Genomic DNA, 246 nt, shown 5'->3' with positions numbered 1-246 from the left:
TCCTTAAACAGATTTCGCCCATAAAGCAACAGCTAAAGCGAATCTTCGCCGATCCCGCACTAACTCCGGAAATATCGAACGGGATTGCTGGGCAGGGGTTGGTGCTAATTGAAACATTAGACATCTTAGACGACAGTGAGTTCGTTATCGGCACACTCAAAAAATATGTAAGCATTCTTCTTGACCAACAAGAGGCCGATGGATCTTGGAAGACAGAAAATTTGGTAAATAATGGATATTAAAATG

At 41.9% G+C, this 246-nt stretch carries 1 protein-coding gene; it reads left to right on the top strand.

Annotation, left to right across the window (positions count from 1 at the left end):
* Nucleotides 1–242: hypothetical protein (locus KK062_RS30475; protein ID WP_254088144.1), on the top strand; the 242-nt coding region annotated here is incomplete at its 5' end.
* Between the last annotated feature and the right edge of the window lie 4 nt (nucleotides 243–246).

Source organism: Dawidia cretensis, from assembly GCF_018598175.1.
GTDB lineage: Bacteria > Bacteroidota > Bacteroidia > Cytophagales > Cyclobacteriaceae > Ohtaekwangia > Ohtaekwangia cretensis.
Note: the sequence above shows the minus strand (reverse complement) of the source record. Positions and strands in the feature narration are given on the sequence as shown.